Origin of the sequence: Flavobacterium fragile, assembly GCF_023634865.1 — a bacterium.
Classification (GTDB): domain Bacteria; phylum Bacteroidota; class Bacteroidia; order Flavobacteriales; family Flavobacteriaceae; genus Flavobacterium; species Flavobacterium fragile.
In genome coordinates, this window is record NZ_JAMLJN010000005.1 from 97144 (window position 1) to 112591 (window position 15448).

The following is a 15448-nucleotide window of genomic DNA, read 5'->3' on the forward strand; positions in this document are numbered from 1 at the left end:
TTGTTTTTTTATAGGATTTCGTGAATGTAAACATTTGAGAGGCGCACTCTGTCAGTTTATGACGGATCCGTCTAATCGATTTTAAGAACTGCTAATCTGGCAATAGATTTTCCACTTCACTTTTTAGGATTGGAAGATTGTTGACTATAATTCCCCAAATAACATCATCTGAAATTTCATCATATCCATGAATTATTTTGTTTCGTGCATCAACTATCTTTCTTGAGTTTGAAATTTCGATTTGTGGTTCAACTTTTAAAATTCTACTCATTGCTTCTCCAATAATTTCAATATTTCTTTCAACTGCACGTTTAGTTTTTAAATCTTCGTGATAATGTTGAAAAACTTTACCTGCTGGAAAATAACTTTCAATTTCTTCAATTGAAGTTTTTATATCATAAAGCCATGCATAAATGTAATCATCCATAAATCAATTGCTTATTTTTCTCGATAGCCTTTTTGAAGTAAGGATTTTTTATTGCTTTTTCTTCTAACAAATCCACAGGTCTTTTTAAAGTGTCTTCTAGAGAAAATTTCAGGTCAAAATAATTGTCGGCGTAATCAAGCAATTGAATATCATTAAAATCGACGATTAAATCCACATCACTTTGCTCATTAAATTTGTCAGTTAACACAGAACCAAACGCATATAAACGCTTTACTTTGTGTGATTTACAAAGCGCATTAATGAGTTCAATATTTTCTCTAATAAAATTCATAGGTTCAAATATACAAAATCGTTTTGTTCTTTCAATGCGTAGTCCAAGCATTTCTCAAAACATCAGATTGTAAAAAAACTGCACACCCGAGCGACAGCGAACTGACGAAGTAATCCTATCATTAAATATAGCTAAATAGCGGTAAGAAAAATAGAATAGTTGTATTATTATGTATGCAACACATCCAAGGAATTTCCCTAAAACAAGGAAAGTGTTTTGCTTTTATAAAATCAATGATTACAGACTACAAAACCTTGATTATAAGCTAACTAAATTTTATGATTTTGAACTACAACTAAAAAATAAATCGCTCTTAAATTGCTTTAAAAGAGGTTGAATTTTATGTTTTTTGTCCCGAAACTTCGGGATATTTTAAAAAAAGGGAGTTGTGCAACAGTTACCGTTGTTAGCAACTGGCGGTTTTTTGTATATAATTTTGTCGTCTTTTTTAGATTTTTTTCACAAAGTTTATAAAGTCATTTAATAAATTACTTTTTGTGTCATTTAAACTTTTTTCGTTTTCTATAATTTCCAATTCTCTTTTTGGCATTAAGAAATCACCATTATCTATTGTTATTAAAGAAATAAAGAAGTAGTTTATAAAAAATATTTTTAAAATTATGAATAGTTTCGAGACAAAATTCAAGTTCTTTTTTGATCTTTTTTCAAGAAAACATTTCCTAGAGAGAAAAAGCAAAAGAATTAAATTAAAAAATAGTATAATGTATACATTATCACGGCTTTGTTTTAGAAAAAAGAGTTGAAATAAAGTGAATACAAATGATAAAATGAAAGAATATAAAAAATAATAACTACCCCATTTTAATTCTGCTTCAAATTTTTCTTCTATTTCTTCTGTTTCCATATATAAACATTATTTTTAAATTTTAATTTTTAAGATATTTTTGTAACACGCTTGTTGCTAACTTGTTTATATACAAAACTTTAAAACCCCTTTTATCCCAAATTGGCAAGATTGTCGAAAGTTGCTGAGTTTTTTTTTGTTTACTCAAATATAATTATAAATTGGTACATATCAAATATGGTTCACTTTTTTTAGTTAGTAAATTAAAATAAATAGTAGTTTTTAGAAATTTTACATTACACTATTTTTTGTTTTTAGGTAGTATAATTTTATTTACCCTAGGGCATTTAATTATTTACCCTAGGGCATTTGTACAATTCCCCTAGGGAAATTTACCAATTACTGTACAGCAAATGAAAATATACTACTTACAAAACAAATTATTCTTCCTTATCTTTTTACTATTAAAATAGCACGAATTTCTTCCCATTGGTTGTATTTCTTTTTGCCTTTCTTCCTACGTTGTTCGAAGAACCATCCCATTTTACGAAGCGCATACGAACAACGTTCGAACAAACTACGAACAAAACCCCTATAAAATTAGAACAAACCTATCATAAGCTATCAAAAGAGGTCAAAACCTATCAAAACCTGTCATATTAAGTCATTTTACACAAATATTGGCCATTTGCTAAATAGCTGCTACTCCATACATATCCCATACATATCCCATACAATCCCAATAGATGTGGTAGGCTAAATTTAAATATTGGATATTGCTTTTTTTGCATTGGTAAAAATTTATGCCATAAAAAACGTTACTATCAATAACGTTCTTAGAATGGACTTATACTATTTATAAAAAAAGCCTGTAAACACAAGATTTACAGGCTTAAGTATTTGGAAAAAAAGGGTTTATTTTTTTACATCAAAGCGGTCTAAGTTCATCACTTTTGTCCAAGCAGCCACGAAGTCATTTACAAATTTTTGTTTGTTGTCTTCTTGCGCATATACTTCAGCAATAGCTCTTAATTCTGAATTAGAACCAAAGATTAAATCGGCACGAGTAGCTGTCCATTTTACAGCATTCGTTTTCATATCATGACCTTCAAAAAGTTCTTGGTCATTTGAAGTAGCTTTCCAAGTAGTTCCCATAGCTAATAAATTTACAAAGAAATCGTTGTTTAATTTGTTTTTATCAGCTGAGAAGATTCCGTGTTTAGAACCATCATAATTTGCATTTAAAGCTCTCATACCACCTACTAAAACTGTCATTTCAGGAGCAGTTAAAGTTAATAATTGTGCTTTATCTACTAATAATTCTTCTGTAGAAACAGTATATTTTGTTTTTAAGTAATTACGGAAACCATCTGCTTGTGGTTCTAATACTGCGAATGATTTTACATCAGTTTGATCTTGAGAAGCATCCATTCTACCAGGAGTAAATGGAACTTGAACATTGTAACCCGCATTCTTAGCAGCTTGCTCTACTCCTACATTTCCAGCTAAAACAATTAAGTCGGCAATTGAAACTTTTTTGTCTTTAGATTTCGCGTTAAAATCAGCCTGAATTTTCTCTAAAGCCGATAATACACGGTTTAGTTGTGCTGGATTGTTTACTTCCCAACTTCTTTGTGGCTCTAAACGAATGCGTGCACCATTAGCTCCACCTCTTCTGTCTGAACCTCTATAAGTAGAAGCAGAAGCCCAAGCAACCGTTACCATATCTTGAATCGTTAATCCTGAAGCAACAATTTGAGCTTTTAAAGATTTGATATCTTTATCATTCACTAATTTGTGATTTACAGCCGGAATTGGATCTTGCCAAATTAAATCTTCTTTTGGGGCTTCTGGGCCTAAATAAGTAGTTTTCGGTCCCATGTCACGGTGAGTTAATTTAAACCAAGCACGAGCAAAAGCTTCATTAAATGCTTCTGGATTATCTAAGAATCGTCTTGATATTTTTTCGTAAATAGGATCGTAACGTAACGATAAATCGGTAGTTAACATGTAAGGCTTGTGCATTTTATTTTTATCAAATGCATCTGGGATAATCTTATCGTCTGTTTTAGCAACCCATTGTTTTGCTCCAGCAGGACTTGTAGTTAATTCCCAATCGTATTTAAATAAGAAGGTTAAGTAATCGTGGCCCCATTTTGCTGGTGTTGATGTCCAAGTTACTTCTAATCCTGATGTAATTGCATCTGTACCTTTACCTGATTTGTAAGTACTTTTCCATCCTAGACCTTGCTCTTCAATAGGAGCTGCTTCTGGTTCTGGACCTACATTTTTAGCATCACCTGCACCATGTGTTTTTCCTAAAGTATGACCTCCAGCAATTAAAGCAACAGTTTCTTCATCATTCATTCCCATTCTTCCGAAAGTTTCACGAATGTCTTTTGCTGCTAGTACTGGGTCTGGATTTCCATTAGGACCTTCAGGGTTAACATAAATTAATCCCATTTGAACCGCTGCTAATGGATTCTCTAATTTTCTACCTTCAGAGTAACGTTTATCATCTAACCATTTAGATTCTGGTCCCCAATATACATGAGATTCTGGTTCCCAAACATCTTCTCTACCTCCTGCAAAACCAAAGGTTTTAAATCCAGTAGATTCTAAAGCAACGTTTCCTGTTAAAATCATTAAATCGGCCCAAGAAATCTTGTTACCATATTTTTGTTTGATAGGCCATAGTAAACGACGTGCTTTGTCTAAGTTACCATTGTCTGGCCAACTGTTTTGTGGTGCAAAACGTTGTTGCCCTGCGCGAGTTCCTCCTCTACCATCACCTGTTCTGTAAGTTCCTGCACTGTGCCAAGCCATACGAATAAATAAACCACCATAGTGTCCAAAATCTGCAGGCCACCAATCTTGTGATTGTGTCATTAATTCACGTAAATCCTTCTTAAGCGCCTCATAATCTAGCGATTGAAATTCTTTCGCATAATCAAATTTAGGCCCCATAGGATCAGACTTTTCTGAATTCTGACGCAATACGTTTAAATTCAATTGATTTGGCCACCATTGTTTGTTTTTGTCAACATTGGTACTTCCTGATGACGCTGGGGCAGTAACTGACTTGTTATTGCCACTCATGTTGTGATAATCACCACCATGAGGTCCACCTTGAGCATTTTCTTTAGAAATGGTCATTGTTCTTCCTGTTACAGGACAAGTAGCCGTCTCTTGTGCCATAGCAACTAGGCCAAGAAATAAACTGGTTGTTAATAAAACTTTTTTCATATTTAACGATTATTTATTTTATGTTTTATGATTTCAAATTTCGAATTAAAATCATTAGTATTTTATGGAGACAGAATGTTATTTCTTATCCAATCATAAGTATTTTCTATTCTTAATACCTTATAAAGATAAGAAATAACTATTGAAAATCATACCTAAAGTCCAATTATTGTTATTTATCAGCAAATTGAATAACGTTTTTTTAAAAAAAAGAGTACCCGAAATAATAAATATTTTCGAGTACTCTTTGTAATATTAAAACTATTAGATAGTGTCTACTAAATCTATTTGCGATGTTTAAGTATCAATTCCGTTGACGACAATTGCACTTTATCGCTATTGATTCTCCAAACTAAAATTTTATTATGAAGGTATTGTTTGTAAGTTAAACGATCATCAAAATGTAAACATACTACAATTGCTTTTCCAGGACCTACTGTAGTTGTCGTTTGCTTCTTGACAAAATCGATGAATTCGTTACGAGAAACCTCATTTCCATCCACAACAATTGAATTATCTTTCTTAAAATAAATGTTTAACTTTTGTGAATGATTCGTTTTTTCAACAATTTCTGAGGATAAAGTATCTTGTAATTGATTTCTGTATTCGAATTTTACATCTGTAAAAGGTAAAAAAGCCAAGTTCTTAGAAACACTATCAGAATACGTAAAAACATTCATCGTTCCTTCTTTAGCATGAGAACTTTTCTTCTTTTTATTTTGTAATACTATAAGTTCCGGAATCACTAACTTTAAGGGCAAGCGTTTATCAATATTAAACACCCAATTAGTTGAAGAAATGGAATTTTTTCGATTTACTTCAATAATAGTATCTGTTTTTTTCTTGTTATACTGATTCGATTCTGTTTTAAAAAACATATAAATAGGAGAATGATCCACTATCTCTCTCATAACCGAAACCTCTTCTTGAGGTAACAATACTTCTTTATCGCTACAAGAAAACAAAGACAATAAAGTAATTACTACTACAATTCTTTTCATTCTTAACTTAATTTATTGACTAGTTTAACACATTCCACTGCTTCTTTTACATCATGCACTCGGAGAATTTTTGCTCCTTTTTGCAACGCAATCGTATTCAAAACCGAAGTTCCATTTAAAGCTTCTTGTGGCGAACTTTCCAATACTTTATAAATCATTGATTTTCGCGAAACTCCGACTAATATTGGTAATTCTAATATTGAAAACAACTCCATTTTATGCAACACTTCATAATTCTGCTCTAATGTTTTGGCAAAACCAAATCCAGGATCAATTACAATATCCGAAATTCCAAAGCTTCTCGCCTTCTGAATGCGCTCCGAAAAATAGAAAATCATTTCTTTTACAATGTCGTTATAATCTGTCAAACTTTGCATCGTTTGTGGATTGCCACGCATGTGCATCATAATGTACGGCACTTTCAATTGAGCAACGGTTTCCAACATTTTATCATCTAACAAACCTGCGGCAATGTCATTTACCATCGCAACTCCATTTTCCACTGAAGCTTTCGCAACATTAGCTCGAAATGTATCTACTGATAAAATAATATTGGGAAACGTTTCAACTAATGATTTTACAATCGGCACCAGACGTTTGATTTCTTCTTCTTCCGAGACAAATTCGGCACTTGGCTTACTCGAATACGCTCCAATATCAACAAAATCAGCTCCTTCGGACAACATTTTATCTACCTGATGAATAATCGAATTGATTTCTTTGTGCTTGCCGCCATCGTAAAACGAATTGGGCGTCACATTCAAAATCCCCATAACTTTTGGAGTTGATAAATCGATTAAATTTCCGTTGCAATTGATATTCATCTTAATTTTGATTTCTTTTCACTTTTGACTTTTCCTTTTTGACTTAATTCATTACTTTTGAAAATTCTCACACAAATATACAGCAAATAATGTCGAATACTTCTCAACAATATGATAAAGTTATAGCGGTTTGTCGCGATTTATTTTCAAAAAAAGCACATGATTACGGAACCGCATGGCGTGTTTTACGTTTGCCTTCTTTAACTGACCAAATTTTCATTAAAGCCCAAAGAATTCGCAGTTTACAAGAAAACGAAGTGCGAAAAGTGGACGAAGGTGAAACTTCAGAATTCATCGGAATTATCAATTATTGTGCGATGGCTTTGATTCAAATGGAAAAAGGAGTTGCGAGTCAACCTGACATGTCAGCTAATGAAGCAATTAGACTATATGATGAGAAAATTGCAGAAACGAAAGCCTTGATGGAAAACAAAAACCATGATTATGGCGAAGCTTGGCGTGATATGCGAATCAGTTCGTTAACCGATTTAATCATTCAAAAGTTATTGCGCGTGAAGCAAATTGAAGACAACAAAGGAAAAACTTTAGTTTCGGAAGGAATTGATGCTAACTATCAAGATATGATTAACTATTCGGTTTTCGCCTTGATTTTAATGGAAAATAAATAACAAGTCGTTAACACATTACCTTTTTTGTAAATTGTATTTTTATCAAAAATCAAAAAAAGCATGAAAAAAGAAAACTTAAGTTGGATTTTACGCCTAATTATTTCTGCCTTATTTATTGTTTCGGCTGTAGCCAAATTATATCCATCGCCTTATTTTGCAATTTCCACTTTTGAAGTAAAACAATTGTATCCATTAGGATTTTCAGAGGGTTTTGCTCCTTATTTCTCTCGAATTTTAATCGGAATTGAATTCGCACTTGGAATTGCAATTTTATTAAAAGATTACTTAAAAAAAATCACGATTCCAGCTACGATTTTATTGTTAGCGGTTTTTGTAATTCACTTAAGTTACACCTCTTTTGTAAGTGGAAATGCAGGAAATTGTGGTTGTTTTGGAGAATTAATTCCAATGACACCAGTAGAAGCCATTATCAAAAATATCATTGCTATTGGATTGCTAATTTGGTTATTCAAAATACTACCTGCTGATGGAAAATCGAATTTTTGGTTATTGAAATCGGTTGCTTTAGGTTGTATTTTAGGCCTTTTTATGGTGGCTCCTATTCGACCAGTTGCAGAAGTTATGGAAGAACCAACTTCTGAAATTCTAGAAAATTTAGGAGTTATTGCAGATTCTAGTGCTTTATTAAATGTTGAAGAGCCAAAAGGTGAAATCATTAAAGATACTATTAAAAAAGCCGAAGAAAAGAAAGCCGAAGATGCTCCTAAAAAAGTAAAATCGGGTTACGAGAAATATTTTCCAGGTATTGATACCGATAAAAAGATTCTGTGCTATTTTGTTCCGGGTTGCGACCATTGTATGGATACGGCAAAAGAATTGAACGAAATGCGCAAAAAAGACAAAAACTTTCCTCCTGTTTACGTGATTTTCATGAATGAAGAACCAGAGAAAATTCCAACTTTCTTTGAATTCGCAGGAACGAAATTCCCATACAAAATGATTGATGTGATTCCGTTTTGGACTGAATTAGGTTCAGGAAGAGATACACCTGGAGTAAAATATTTATGGAATGGAAACGAATTCAAATACTACGACGGCATCAATGAAAATAAATTCAACGGAGCTGAATTCAAAAAATTAATTAAAAAACCGTATTCGGAATTAAAAAAATAAGCTATGAAAAAAATATTCGTTTTAGCTACTATGCTAATCAGCACTTTAGGATGTGCTCAAAAAGAAGAAACTGCATTTAAAAATGAAAGTCTTAATTATACTTTAAAAACAACAAATGATCAGCCAATTACTTTCCAAGAAGTAGTAAAAAAACATGAAGGAAAGACGATATTTATAGAACTTTGGGCTTCATGGTGTTCCGATTGTATTAAAGCAATGCCAGAAGTTAAAAAATTAAACCAAATTTATGGTAAAGACGTTGTTTTTGTAAACTTATCCTTTGACAAAACATTTGAAAAATGGATTCAAGGAATCGAAAAACATGAAGTAGAAGGTGAGAATTATTTCATTGGTGATAACATGAAAGGTCCATTTGGAAAATCATTAGATGTAGATTGGATTCCAAGATATTTAATTGTAGATAAAACCGGTAAAATTGTTTTATACAGAGCCATAGAAAAAGACTTTGACAAAATAAAAGAGGTATTAAACAAGGTTAAATAAAAGTCGAATCTTCGCAAACCTTTGCGTAAGTTTATTGAAATGAGGTGATCAAAAAGTACTAATTAAACAAACAAATTAGTACTTTTGGAATTAATAAAAATGAAAATTAAATGAGAAAAAATATCGTTGCCGGAAACTGGAAAATGCACAAAACGCAAAAAGAAACGGTTGCATTATTAGAAGAAATTATAGCGAAAAAACCAAATACTTCTACTGAAATTATTGTAGCACCCACATTTGTGAACCTATCAAAAGCTGTTGAGATTACAAATGGAAATGGAATTACAGTAGCCGCTCAAAACATGCACCAAGCAGAAGGTGGCGCTTTTACAGGAGAAATTGCAGCTTCTATGTTAACTGATATTGGAGTAAACACTGTCATCTTAGGTCATAGCGAAAGACGTGCGTATTTTCATGAAACGGATGCTTTATTAGCGAGTAAAGTAAACACTGCACTAAAACATGAAATGCGCGTGATTTTCTGCTTTGGGGAAGAATTGAAAGACCGTCAACAAAACAATCATTTCAATATTGTGGAATACCAACTTCGCGATGGATTGTTTCATTTAGAAAAGAAAGATTGGGCGAATATTGTTTTGGCTTACGAACCGGTATGGGCAATTGGAACTGGCGAAACCGCATCTCCAGAACAAGCACAAGAAATGCATAAATTCATTAGAAGGTTGGTAGAAAAAGTTTATGGCTTTGATATCGCGGACAATTTAACCATTTTATACGGAGGAAGTGTAAAACCAGATAACGCCAAAGAAATCTTTTCAAAACCTGATGTTGATGGTGGATTAATTGGTGGTGCTGCGTTAAAAGCAAATGACTTTTTAGCTATTGTTAATGGTTTTTAACTTTTAGGAACACAGATTTTAGAAAAATATAAAAACTCCGATTTTCATCGGAGTTTTTTATTACATTTGATTGAAACAAAATTCTTATGAATTTAGATGTACAAGCTTACAACAACTCTCAATCAACAGAAGACCAATTGATTTGCAATGCATTAGCAGAACAAATCAACTTCTATCTACCTGAAGCTGAAAATAAAATTTGGCATGCACATCCCGTTTGGTTTTTAGACGGCAATCCGATTGTGGGATATAGTAAACAAAAGAAAGGCATCCGATTACTATTTTGGAGCGGAAAATCGTTTGAGGAAGACAAACTGAATGTTTTAGGTGGCAAGTTTCAAGATGCTTCTATTTTTTATAATTCCGTTAATGAAATTAATATTCCTGATTTAGAAATTTGGGTTCAAAAAGCAAAAGAAATTCAGTGGGATTACAAGAATATTGTAAAACGAAAAGGCGTTTTGGAAAGGTTGAAGTAAATTATATTTAAAGGTTAAAAAAAATGAAAATAATATTGATAACTTTTTTATCAGTTTTACTAATTTGTTGTAATAAATCAAATGAAGAAAACAACTTTAAAAAACATTCAAATGAAGTTGAAAATATCGCAATTTGTGATACTATTGAATTTTATTCTGATTCTACCAACTTTGGAGCCAAAACAAAAAATAAAATAGACATCTATAAAATTGTTACAAATCAAAACACATTTATTAAATTGTTCTTATATAAAAAAGACAACAGTCTTTGGGTTCTAAATGATAGCCTTAAAGTAGATGGTGATTTTATAAACAAATTAAACTGCGAAATAAGTGATTTTAATAATGATAATTTAAAAGATTTACTCTTCGTATCAGGAACTGCTGCTCGTGGAGGAAATGTTGTTCAAACTTTAGTGTTATATTCAAATGAAAAACTAAAATGGATAAAAAATTCAGAAAATTATCCAAACTTAATGTACAATAAAAACCTTGATTGTCTAGATTCATTTATTTTAACTGGAGGAAACACAACTTGCTTTTTAAAAATAGAAAACGATAGTTTAAAAGAATTTGCAAGAGTAGAACAAAGAGATAGATTAATAACTTCTGAAGTATTAGAAAAAAATGGAAAATGGAAAGAATTATATAAAGTAAAAGACTATTCCGAAGATATGAAAAGATTTATTAATTATAATCCTTTACAAGAAAGAGAATAATTTACTTAACCTTATTTTCAAGTTTGTAAAGCTTTCAATAGCAAAAAATATTATCAAAATTAACCCATAAAAAAAACTCCGATTTTCATCGGAGTTTCTAATTTTATTCATTCATTGAAATTAAGAATTCTTCGTTGTTTCTGGTTTTCTTGAAACGGTCGTGGATGAAATCCATTGCTTCTACTGGGTTCATATCGGCTAAATATTTGCGCATAATCCACATTCTTTGAATGGTGTTTTCGTCTAATAACAAATCATCACGACGGGTACTTGAAGAAACCAAGTCGATTGCAGGGAAAATACGTTTGTTGGCAATTCTTCTGTCCAACTGTAATTCCATGTTTCCAGTTCCTTTGAATTCTTCGAAGATTACTTCGTCCATTTTAGAACCGGTTTCTGTTAATGCCGTTGCGATGATACTTAACGAACCACCGTTTTCTACATTACGAGCCGCTCCAAAGAAACGTTTTGGTTTTTGTAACGCATTCGCATCCACACCACCACTCAATACTTTTCCTGATGCAGGTTGCACCGTATTATAAGCTCTTGCTAAACGAGTAATCGAGTCCAATAAAATCACTACATCGTGACCACATTCTACTAAACGCTTTGCTTTTTCTAAAACAATGTTAGCAATCTTAACGTGTTCTTGTGGCTCTCTGTCGAAAGTAGAAGCAATAACTTCTCCGCGAACGCTACGTTGCATATCGGTCACCTCTTCTGGACGTTCATCAATCAATAAAACAATCAAATAAACTTCGGGATGATTGGCCGCAATAGCATTCGCAACATCTTTTAACAACATGGTTTTACCCGTTTTTGGTTGGGCTACAATCATTCCACGTTGTCCTTTTCCAATTGGCGAAAACAAATCGATAATACGCGTTGAAACTGTACTATTACGTTCTGCTAAATTGAATTTTTCTGTTGGGAAAACGGGAGTTAAATGTTCGAATGAGATTCTATCACGCACGACTTGTGGATCGTGACCGTTAATTTTTAATACCTTTACTAATGGAAAATACTTTTCTCCCTCTTTAGGAGGACGCACTACCCCTTTAACCGTATCTCCTGTTTTTAATCCGAACAAACGAATTTGGGACGTTGACAAATAAATATCATCTGGAGAAGCTAAATAGTTATAATCTGACGAACGTAAAAAACCATAACCATCAGGCATCATTTCTAAAACGCCTTCACTTTCGATTATACCATCGAACTCATAATCAGGTTCTCTGAAATTTGGCTTTTTATTTTGATGTGGATTTTTGTTGGTAGTTGGTGTGTTCCCAGTGTTTCCTTCAGAAGGATTACTTTTTTTGTAATCAGGATGGTTGGGGTTATTTTGATTAGCCTTATGATTAGGATTTTTAGGCTGCGTTTTTTCATTTGGAGAAGTTTCGGTAACAACTTTTTCTGTAGTTGCTATCTCTGGTGAAGGTTTAACTTCTTTTGTTGATTCTGTTGACGTTTTTTTTGTCTTGAAATCTTTTTTGGGTTGTTTCGGTGTTGGCTTTTGCACTAATTCAGAAACCGCTTCTGCAATTTTTTCTTCAGATTGTTTAACTACTTCTTTTTCAAGAGATTTTGCAGCCACCTCTTTTTTGAGTATTGGTGCTTTAGTAGTTTCTTTAGAAGCAATTCTTGCTCTTTTTTCTTTAGGTTTTTCTGTAGGTTGTTCAGGAGTCAAATCTGATTTAATAACCTCGGGCTGTGCTGCTTGCAAATCGAGTATCATATATACCAAATCATCTTTTTTGAGCGAACGGTATTTATTGATTTTTGCAACTTTAGCAATTTCTTGTAAATCAGAGAGTTTCATCTCCTTTAATACTTCAATATCAAACATGGATATAAGTTGAATAAATTGTTGATAGAATAAAAATAAAAAAATGATAGATTTATTTGAGACGTAAGGTGTCGAAGAATGAAGTACTTACGACTTATACATTGCAATATTACGAATAAATTTGAATATGACAATAGTTTTAATTAAAAAGAAATACTATTTTTGCTGAACAAATTACACTAAATAATGATACAAAGAATTCAAACGGTTTATATGGCAATCAGCGCAATTGTGATGGGAGCTTTGCCTTTTGCCTTTTCATTATGGACTACTTTTGACAAAAAGGAAGTGTTTTTTACCTCTTCTTTGTTGTACATTGTTTTATTTGTAGTTTCTGCTTTATTAGCAGTTTATAGTATTTTAAATTTTAAAAAGAGACAAAATCAATTTGTTTTAAACAGATTGAACATGATATTTAACTTTATTTTACTAGGATTTTTTGTGTATCGTTCACTAAACTTATCCGGAGAAACTATGGTTTCTGAGAAGGGTATTGGGATGTTTCTTCCTGCAATTTCTATCGTTTTATTAGTCTTGGCAAACAAGGCAATAAAAAAGGATGAAGATCTCGTAAAATCTGTCGATCGATTACGATAAACCTATCATCTTAGTTTATTAGTGCGAGAAAAATCCGATTCGAAAGTTTCGGATTTTTTTATTCCTTTCATTTAAATCCTTAAATTTACTATTCTATTTCACTACTAACTAATTACCTGCATTGCATGTCAAACATTCAACTCATCATAGAAGAAAGAGCAGCCGATATTGGAAACTTTTTAGTCGGACGCTTACTCCCTTTTAAAGAAAAAAGAGCGGTAGGTCCTTTTGTATTTATCGATCATATGGGGCCAGCAAAACTAAAAGAATACCAAAATTTAGATGTTGCTCCCCATCCTCACATTGGTCTTTCTACCCTAACGTATTTATTTGAGGGTGCAATTATGCATCGCGATAGTTTAGGAACTGAAGTAGAAATTCAACCTGGAGCCGTGAATTGGATGACAGCTGGAAAAGGAGTCGTACATTCAGAACGTACCCCTGAATATTTAAGAACCACGGATAAAATTTTGCATGGATTACAAATTTGGGTTGCTTTACCTAAACATTTAGAAAACTGTGAACCCTCTTTTACTCATATTGAGGCAAAAGAAATTCCTCAATGGGTACAAAACGAAGTTAATTTCAAATTAATTGCAGGAAAAGCTTTTGGAAAAAAATCTCCTGTACCCGTTCACAGTCCGTTATACTTGATAGAAATTAAAAATTCTAAATCAACTACGATAAATATTGGTTCAGCACTTTATGGCGAAGTAGCCTTGTATATTTTGGAGGGAAGCATCATTGACGATGGTAATAGATACGATGCTAAACAAATATTAATAGCAAAGGAAAGTTCGTTGTGTGCTTTTGAAATGACAGAGAACACTACAGTTTATCTTTTTGGAGGTGAAGCATTCCCAGAAGAACATTTCATTTTTTGGAATTTTGTTCACACAGATAAAAATGTAATTGAACAAGCCAAAGAAGATTGGAAAGCCCAACGGTTTCCAAAAGTACCCAATGAAACCGAATGGGTCCCATTACCAGAAATAAAAGGCTTTAAGTAGATTACAAATATAATTTATCAAGTAGGAAATAATCTGCCATTACAAGTGCTGTCATTGCCTCCACTATAGGCACCGCTCTAGGGACCACACATGGATCATGACGCCCTTTTCCTTGTTGCGCTATGATATCTCCTTGATTGGTTAAAACTTCTTGTTTTTGAAGTAAGGTAGCTACGGGTTTGAATGCGACTCTAAAATAAATATCCATTCCGTTAGAAATACCGCCTTGAATTCCACCTGACAGATTGCTCTTAGTGGTTCCATCCGAATTAAAAGAATCGTTATGTTCACTACCTTTCATCTTAGCACCACAAAAACCACTTCCAAATTCAAAACCTTTAACAGCATTAATCGATAACATGGCTTTACCAAGTTCAGCATGCAATTTATCAAATACAGGTTCACCCAATCCAATAGGAACGTTTTGTATGACACAAGTAATGGTTCCGCCTACGGTATCCCCTTGCTTTTTAATTTCTTTGATGTGTTGTTCCATTTTTTTAGCTGTTGCAGTATCAGGACAACGAACAGCATTACTTTCAATTTTAGAAAAATCCAAATCTTGATACGGTTTATCTATGAAAATATCACCTACAGATGAAACAAAAGCATTGATTTTGATGTTTGGAATAATTTGCTTGGCAATAGCGCCACCAACTACTCTAGTTGCGGTTTCTCTTGCCGAACTTCTGCCTCCACCACGATAATCTCGAATACCATATTTTTGTTCGTAAACATAATCGGCGTGACTTGGGCGGTAAGTATCTTTTATGTGGGAATAATCGTCTGACTTTTGATTGGTATTTGGAATTATGAAACCTATAGGTGTTCCTGTTGTTTTACCTTCGAAAATTCCCGATAAAAATTGCACTTCATCTTCTTCTTTTCTTTGAGTAACTATAGAAGACTGCCCTGGTTTTCTTCTTTGCATTTCTGATCGAATAAAGTCAAAATCTAAAGTAATTCCAGCAGGACATCCATCTAATATCCCGCCTAAAGCTTCACCGTGTGATTCTCCAAAAGTGGTTAACTTTAATAATTTTCCAAAAGTATTTCCCGACATATTATGATT

The 15448-nt window shown here is 32.8% G+C and carries 16 protein-coding genes; 8 read left to right on the plus strand and 8 right to left on the minus strand.

The window, feature by feature from the left end:
• Window positions 1-91: 91 nt before the first annotated feature.
• The 6 genes from NAT47_RS07540 to folP form a co-directional block, all read right to left on the minus strand.
• Complete coding sequence (locus NAT47_RS07540; protein ID WP_250581787.1) at window positions 92-427, minus strand: HepT-like ribonuclease domain-containing protein; 336 nt, start codon at window positions 425-427, stop codon at window positions 92-94.
• A complete protein-coding gene (locus NAT47_RS07545) occupies window positions 420-719 on the minus strand; it encodes a nucleotidyltransferase family protein (protein WP_250581788.1) in 300 nt (99 codons plus the stop codon). The genes NAT47_RS07540 and NAT47_RS07545 overlap by 8 nt, the downstream gene beginning before the upstream one ends.
• Before the next feature lie 448 nt (window positions 720-1167).
• A complete protein-coding gene (locus NAT47_RS07550; protein WP_250581789.1) occupies window positions 1168-1584 on the minus strand; it encodes a hypothetical protein in 417 nt (138 codons plus the stop codon).
• A gap of 855 nt (window positions 1585-2439) precedes the next feature.
• Entirely contained in the window at window positions 2440-4770 is a 2331-nt protein-coding gene (gene katG / locus NAT47_RS07555) for a catalase/peroxidase HPI (protein ID WP_317236587.1), read from the minus strand.
• 284 nt (window positions 4771-5054) lie between these two features.
• A complete protein-coding gene (locus tag NAT47_RS07560; RefSeq protein ID WP_250581790.1) occupies window positions 5055-5771 on the minus strand; it encodes a hypothetical protein in 717 nt (238 codons plus the stop codon).
• A gap of 2 nt (window positions 5772-5773) precedes the next feature.
• A complete protein-coding gene (gene folP / locus NAT47_RS07565) occupies window positions 5774-6595 on the minus strand; it encodes a dihydropteroate synthase (RefSeq protein WP_250581791.1) in 822 nt (273 codons plus the stop codon).
• Between the two features lie 89 nt (window positions 6596-6684).
• Here folP and NAT47_RS07570 point away from each other — a divergent pair, with 89 nt between their 5' ends.
• From NAT47_RS07570 to NAT47_RS07595, 6 genes are all read left to right on the plus strand, one after another.
• Complete coding sequence (locus NAT47_RS07570; RefSeq protein ID WP_250581792.1) at window positions 6685-7224, plus strand: DUF1599 domain-containing protein; 540 nt, start codon at window positions 6685-6687, stop codon at window positions 7222-7224.
• 60 nt (window positions 7225-7284) lie between these two features.
• Window positions 7285-8358: a MauE/DoxX family redox-associated membrane protein gene (locus NAT47_RS07575; protein WP_250581793.1), complete on the plus strand. Its 1074-nt coding sequence runs from the start codon at window positions 7285-7287 to the stop codon at window positions 8356-8358.
• 3 nt (window positions 8359-8361) lie between these two features.
• The gene (locus NAT47_RS07580; RefSeq protein ID WP_250581794.1) at window positions 8362-8862 is read left to right on the plus strand and encodes a TlpA family protein disulfide reductase; all 501 of its coding nucleotides are present in this window, start codon (window positions 8362-8364) and stop codon (window positions 8860-8862) included.
• A gap of 110 nt (window positions 8863-8972) precedes the next feature.
• Entirely contained in the window at window positions 8973-9722 is a 750-nt protein-coding gene (tpiA, locus tag NAT47_RS07585; RefSeq protein WP_250581795.1) for a triose-phosphate isomerase, read from the plus strand.
• Between the two features lie 86 nt (window positions 9723-9808).
• Entirely contained in the window at window positions 9809-10201 is a 393-nt protein-coding gene (locus NAT47_RS07590) for a DUF1801 domain-containing protein (RefSeq protein WP_250581796.1), read from the plus strand.
• Between the two features lie 23 nt (window positions 10202-10224).
• Window positions 10225-10920 carry a hypothetical protein gene (locus tag NAT47_RS07595; RefSeq protein WP_250581797.1) on the plus strand — a complete coding sequence of 232 codons (696 nt, stop codon included), beginning with the start codon at window positions 10225-10227 and terminating at the stop codon, window positions 10918-10920.
• 103 nt (window positions 10921-11023) lie between these two features.
• Here the strand turns inward: NAT47_RS07595 and rho are convergent, their stop codons facing one another.
• Window positions 11024-12769 carry a transcription termination factor Rho gene (gene rho, locus NAT47_RS07600; RefSeq protein WP_250581798.1) on the minus strand — a complete coding sequence of 582 codons (1746 nt, stop codon included), beginning with the start codon at window positions 12767-12769 and terminating at the stop codon, window positions 11024-11026.
• Window positions 12770-12955: 186 nt separating this feature from the next.
• Between rho and NAT47_RS07605 the strand changes: the two genes are divergently transcribed.
• A complete protein-coding gene (locus NAT47_RS07605; RefSeq protein ID WP_250581799.1) occupies window positions 12956-13366 on the plus strand; it encodes a DUF4293 domain-containing protein in 411 nt (136 codons plus the stop codon).
• A 125-nt stretch (window positions 13367-13491) separates the two neighbouring features.
• Complete coding sequence (locus tag NAT47_RS07610; RefSeq protein WP_250581800.1) at window positions 13492-14376, plus strand: pirin family protein; 885 nt, start codon at window positions 13492-13494, stop codon at window positions 14374-14376.
• Window position 14377: 1 nt separating this feature from the next.
• Here the strand turns inward: NAT47_RS07610 and aroC are convergent, their stop codons facing one another.
• On the minus strand, window positions 14378-15439 hold the full coding sequence (aroC, locus tag NAT47_RS07615; RefSeq protein WP_250581801.1) for a chorismate synthase: 1062 nt from the start codon (window positions 15437-15439) through the stop codon (window positions 14378-14380).
• Window positions 15440-15448 lie beyond the last annotated feature (9 nt).